The sequence below is a fragment of the Niallia sp. Sow4_A1 genome (assembly GCF_052116745.1).
Taxonomy (GTDB): Bacteria; Bacillota; Bacilli; order Bacillales; family Cytobacillaceae; genus Niallia; species Niallia hominis.
The window spans coordinates 1-6,359 of record NZ_JBQKKM010000094.1; the positions used below are offsets into that span (position 1 = coordinate 1).

4 protein-coding genes are annotated in these 6,359 nt (G+C 37.0%); 2 read left to right on the forward strand and 2 right to left on the reverse strand.

Annotated features, from left to right (window positions below):
- Nucleotides 1-302 precede the first annotated feature (302 nt).
- Nucleotides 303-899, forward strand: a complete 597-nt coding sequence (locus ACTQ5K_RS25055; RefSeq protein WP_197030901.1) for a response regulator transcription factor — start codon at nucleotides 303-305, stop codon at nucleotides 897-899.
- A 206-nt stretch (nucleotides 900-1,105) separates the two neighbouring features.
- Here ACTQ5K_RS25055 and ACTQ5K_RS25060 read toward each other — a convergent pair whose 3' ends face one another.
- A complete protein-coding gene (locus tag ACTQ5K_RS25060; protein WP_031539133.1) occupies nucleotides 1,106-1,435 on the reverse strand; it encodes a four-helix bundle copper-binding protein in 330 nt (109 codons plus the stop codon).
- Nucleotides 1,436-1,547: 112 nt separating this feature from the next.
- Entirely contained in the window at nucleotides 1,548-5,768 is a 4,221-nt protein-coding gene (locus tag ACTQ5K_RS25065; protein ID WP_441994432.1) for an acyl-CoA dehydratase activase-related protein, read from the reverse strand.
- Nucleotides 5,769-5,915: 147 nt separating this feature from the next.
- On the opposite strand from ACTQ5K_RS25065, the gene ACTQ5K_RS25070 reads away from it, so the two are divergent.
- Nucleotides 5,916-6,359 (forward strand): transposase (locus ACTQ5K_RS25070; RefSeq protein WP_441994433.1); only part of this gene is annotated, 444 nt, incomplete at its 3' end.

Consider the following 6,359-nt stretch of genomic DNA (forward strand, 5'->3'; position numbering starts at 1 on the left):
AACTTGGTTTTACCAACTGAAAAAAATTTAAATTTCAGTTAAGGGGAGAAGTCTGCCTAAAAATAGGACATTTCCAATGGGAAATAAATTAATTAGATTTTAAAGGTTAGAAAATGTTCAATCTTATAAAAAGATAGAAAACTCTCACCTGCATTTTAGAAAAACGTGCATCTTTTAAAGTGCTATGAATATTTCAGGTAATTATTGAGAATGAAGAAACCACATCAGATTTGCTATCTTTTTTTAAGGCACAGAATTTTGCCTGTATTAGAGAAAATTCTATAAAAAAAGTACTTTTTTGGTTGGAAAAGGAATCAATAGATCTTGTTTTAATTTCCAATTATTCTAAGTACAAAAATATTTTTGAAGAGATCCGAAGTTCTTCATCCGTACCAATTGTTCTTATATTTAATAACAGGAAAAAATCGGACTTAATCAAAACTTTAAGAGAAGGGGCAGATGTCTGTTTATTTGAACCAATTAATAAAGAGGAATTATTAGCAAGAGTAACAGCAATTCTAAGGAGAAGTAGGAAAAAGAACCAAAGTACGATTCGATTTAATGGTCTTATTTGGAGGGAAGATTCATATGACCTAAAATTTTTTCATCAACCTATTTCTCTAGCCCCAAAGGAGTTTACTATTTTGGGATTCCTTTTAAAAAATCCTGACAAAGTGATTACCCATGGTGAAATGGTCACAACTATCTGGGGGAAAAGAACTGCGGTTAGTGAACGTACCGTGCATTCCTATATAAGAAATATCAGACATAAATTAAAAGAAGCAGGGTTTCCTATTGATTTACACTTAATAACTATTTGGGGTGTAGGTTATCGGTGGGATACCCATGGGTTAAATTCCGAAAATATAGAAGTGAGTTTTTCTGCTACTGAAAAGTAATAAAGGGGTACCTTCAGGAAAAACGTATTTACAACGTAATTACATAGGCCAATTCTCAACCGTTTAACTGAGATTTAAGCTTTTTTGTAGACTTTCAACTTCCTTTAACTATACAAATTTTTATTAGTGGATTTAAATTATTGGCTATTGAAAAATACGGCGATCAATAAAAGTCGCCGTATTGATTGAATAATTTATTTTTCAAATTAAGATGCCATTTTGCGACAAACTTCTGCACATTTAAAGCAAGATTCTGCGCACTTTTTGCAGTGTTCAGCATGGCTATGCTGTTCGCATATTTTCCCACACGCTTCACAAATTTCTGCACATAGACGACAAATCTGCTTAGCGACTGGGCTATCTGATTGCATTGCCTTTGCTGCTAACGCACAAATATCAGCGCATTCCCGATTAATGCGAATACATTCAGCCATCATTTTTACATCTTCTTCTTTTAAACAAGCATCATAACATCCATTACATGCTTCCATACATTCCAAACAGGCTTTGATACACTCTTCATATGACATTGTCATCTTAAAATCCTCCTTTGAATAATTAGGTCCTAATGGAATACAGAGTATTGTTTCCTAGTTGAAGTATTTTATCCTAACCATGACATTTTTTTCGTTTATTCGATTTAACACTCTATTTTACTTTGGCAATATTCATCATAAGTTTGATGCGATTAAGCTGATTTACTTTGCTTATACTCGAATCATAGTCAATTGAAACAAGATTGGCATTAGGATAATCCTTTTTAATGGCGTTAAACATTCCCCTTCCAATTACTTGGTTTGGCAGACAACCAAATGGCTGCACACAAATCACATTTTCGACACCGGTGTCCATGAGTTCTGCAATTTCTCCTGGTAAGAGCCATCCTTCACCCATTTGATTTCCTAAACTTAAATAGTTTGATGCTTTACCTGCAATTTCAGTAATTTCCAATGGTGCTTCAAAGCGTTCACTCTCCAATAATGCAGTCCGTATTGGACTTCGGTAATATTCAATAAATTCAATCGCCACTTTGCCAAGCCCTGCATTTATTTTTGACATTCCAAAATGATCTGCTTTGAAGTTGCGATTATAAAGACCATATAAAAAGAAATCAATAAAGTCAGGAACAACGGCTTCTCCTCCCTCTTTCTCGATAATGTCGATAAGCTGATTATTAGCATAAGGGTGGAATTTAATAAGGATTTCACCAACAATACCAATACGTGGTTTGTTCATGGGCATTACATTAATCTGCTTAAAATCTTTTATCATCGAATGGACAACTTTTTTATATTCTCTCATTGAAAAGTATTCTAGCAATTCTTTACAGTGCTCTTCCCATTTATCATACAGTGCTTCAGAGGTCCCTTTTACTATTTCATATGGTCTGACTGCCAATTTTAATCTCATCAGGAGATCACCAAGACATGCAGCAATAACGAGTTTTTTTACCAACGGAAGGGTTACTTTAAATCCTGTATGATTGACTCCGTCTATTCCACCAGCATTCAATGAAAGGACCGGAACTTGAGACATTCCAGCACTTATTAATGCCTTTTTCAGAAGTGGTAAATAATTGGTTGCCCGGCATCCTCCACCAGTCTGTGACATAATAACGGCAGTCCGGTCTAAATCATATTCGCCACTTTTCAAAGCTGCGACCAATTGACCTATTGTAATAATAGCCGGAAAACAAGCATCATTATGAACATACCGTAATCCCTCTTCCACATCATGATTGGAGACTCTCTTAATAACCTTCATATGATAACCATGAAGTTGAAATGCTTTTTCAAATAGCGAAAAATGGGTAGGCAGCATCTGTGGAGCTAGAATGGTATAGCCTTCTTTCGATTCCTTAGTAAAAATCTCTTCGTGTCTTTTCTGCAAAGGTTTAACCTTTGCAGAAGCCACACCCGATTCTCTTTCATCCATGGCTGCCTTTAATGAACGAAGACGAATTCTGGCCGCACCAAAGTTACTTACTTCGTCCATTTTTATCCAAGTATATAGTTGATCATCTTCAGCCAAAATTTCTTCGACCGTATCCGTCGTAATAGCGTCAATTCCACAGCCAAAAGAAGTTAGTTGTAGTAATTCCAATTGAGGGTATTTTTTTACCACATCTGCAGCACGATACAAACGGGAATGAAAGGTCCATTGATTGACTGATCCTACATGTTTCTGCTCTGGAACAAGGTGTGCAATGGAATCTTCAGTTAAAACGGCCATTCCCAGGCGAATAATTTCATCCGGTAATCCATGATTAATGCCTGGGTCAATATGATACGGACGAGCCGCCATCACAATTCCCTTTTTATTTTCTTTTTCTAATTGCGCTACTACTTCTTCGCCACGCTGATGCAGCCATTCTATATATGCCATTTGTTCTCGTTCAGCTTCCTTTAAAGCTTGCTTAATTTCCAGTTTCGAAATATCCCCAAAACAAATGAACAATTCCTTCACAAGGGAAGTTGATTTTTCAATGGATAAAAATGGGTTTAAAAATTGAATATGATGTTCTGTAAATATTCTATCCATATTTACGCGAATGACTTCAGGGTAAGAAGCAACAATTGGACAATTATAATGGTTTTGTTGCATTTCATTTTCCTTCTTTTCATACACGATAGAAGGATAAAAAATTTTCTCTACTCCTTTTTCTATTAAGTTCATGATATGTCCATGAGTAAGTTTTGCTGGATAACAAACCGATTCAGATGGTAGGGTTTCTATTCCCTTTTCAAACATCTCTTTACTTGAATGGTCTGATAAAATAACTTCAAATCCAAGCTCAGTTAAAAATCGGTGCCAGTATGGATAATTCTCATAAAAGTTTAATACGCGAGGAATGCCAATCTTCCCTCGGTATGCAGCCGTCCCTGTTACACCTGTCCGATGGAACAAATGGTGTAATTTTTCTTTAGCCAAATTAGGTAAGGTACTTTTAACTTTTGGTTTTCCGGCACCCCGTTCACAACGATTTCCAGTAATGAATGTTTGTCTATCCGCAAAACGGTTAATCGTAAGTGGGCAGCGATATCCACAAAGTCCGCAGCGTCGATGCGTGGTAGTCACTTGAAATTCATGAAGACTTTCAGCAGGAAGAAGTGTCGATTCCTCCCCTACTTTTCTTCTTTGTTTAGAAAGTAATGCACTTCCATAAGCGCCCATCAGTCCAGCTAAATCAGGCCGAACGACTTCTCTTCCTGTCAATTTTTCAAAGGTTCTTAATACAGCATTATTTAAAAAGGTTCCACCTTGTACAACGATTTTATTTCCCATTTCGTCTGCTGATTTCAGTTTGATAACTTTATAAAGAGCATTCATGACAACTGAATACGATAAACCCGCGGAAATATCAGCAAGGCTTGCTCCTTCCTTCTGCACCTGTTTCACTTTTGAATTCATAAAGACTGTACAGCGAGATCCGAGATCTACCGGATTTTTTGCAGTTAATGCAAGTTGGGAAAAATCTTGAACAACCTGCCCTAATGTTTCGGCAAAACTTTCTAAGAATGATCCACACCCAGATGAACATGCTTCATTTAGAATAATCCGATCAATGATGCCATCCTTGATTTTAATACACTTCATGTCCTGTCCGCCAATATCAATGATAAAATCAACATCAGGCTGAAATTGCTTTGCTGCTTGATAATGAGCAACTGTTTCGATTTCACCATCATCCACGTGAAAGGCTGCTTGAATTAATTTTTCACCGTATCCTGTAACGGTTGACCGAGAAATAGTAACTTCATTTGGAAGAACTTGATACAAGCTGATTAATCCTTCTCTAACGGTTTCAATGGGATTGCCCTTATTTTTTTCATAAAAATGAAACAATACTTCGTTATCCTCACCAATTAAAACCATTTTTGTTGTTGTTGATCCAGCATCAATGCCTAAATAGGTATTTCCTACATATGTAGAAAGGGGTCTCTTTTTTACTGTTGCTTGACGATGACGTTGATAAAAAGCTTCTAACTCCCGAATATCTCTAAAAAGAGGCTCATTTCCACTGGAGGCAGAAGACACTTTTGCTTCATTCATATCGGTTAATAGCTGTATGATTTGCTCTATTTTGATCACATCATTTTTTTCACTTTCTAAAGCTGCCCCTACCGCTACATAGTACTGTCCATCCTGGCTATACATGACTTGTTCATCTTTTAAATGGAGGGTTTCAATAAACCGTTTCCGAAGTTCTGGTAAAAAAGTTAACGGCCCACCTAAAAAAGCAACATTTCCACGAATCGGTCGGCCATTAGCAAGACCGGCAATCGTTTGGTTGACAACCGCTTGAAATACCGAAGCAGCTATATCTTCACGTCTTGCCCCTTCGTTTAGGAGTGGTTGGATATCCATTTTAGCAAATACACCACATCTTGAAGCAATCGGATAGATCTTTTCAGCTGAAGCAGCAAGGTCATTAAGACCTGCAGCATCTGTATTTAATAATGATGCGATTTGATCGATAAAAGCACCTGTACCACCTGCACAAGCTGAATTCATCCGTTGCTCCATTCCATTTGTTAAATAAATTAGTTTCGCATCTTCTCCACCGAGTTCAACGATAACGTCGATATTTGGCATAGTGGACTTGACTGCCTCTGTACATGCAACCACTTCTTGAATAAAAGGAACACCCATTCCCTTACATAAACCTAATCCTGAAGAACCACTAGCATTTATTTTTAATTCAGCAGTTGGAACCTTTTGAGCTAAGGTACTAAATAGATGTAAAATTGTATTTTTAATATCAGAAAAATGTCTCTGATATGATTTGAAGACAATTTCTTGATTGTCGTTAAGTACGACCATTTTGGCTGTTGTTGAACCAACATCAAGACCTATTTGAAACTTCATTTCAATCCCTACCTTCCTATAATCCTCGTTTTATCTCCACTTTAAGTTTAAATACGTTTGTTAAATTAAATACCCCCTCTGTTAGGATAGATGTCGTACGATACTTTAGTGTTATACTTTAAGTAAATAACACGGAGGTCGATCGATATGAAAGAAAAAAATGGAGTACGATACTCGAAGGAACAAAAAGAGGCAATTGTTAAACGAATGATGCCACCACATAACGAATCAGTGGCTACTATCTCGAAGGAAGAAGGCATCACAGAACCAACGTTGTACAAGTGGCGTAAGGCTGCACGTGAAGCTGGTGTGGCAACGCCTGGCAATGGACAAACAAGTGACAAATGGACCAGTCAAGATAAGTTTTTAATCGTGATGGAGACCTTTGCGATGAACGAAACGGAATTGGCTGAATACTGTCGTAAAAAGGGTTTGTACCGTGAACAGATTGAATTATGGCGATCTGTTTGTCTCCAGGCGAACGGACAAGTATTTGATCAATCAAAGCAGTTATCTGGTGCGTTAAAGGAAGAACAGAAACGGGCAAAACAGTTAGAAAAAGATCTTCAAAAGAAGGAGAAAGCATTAGCG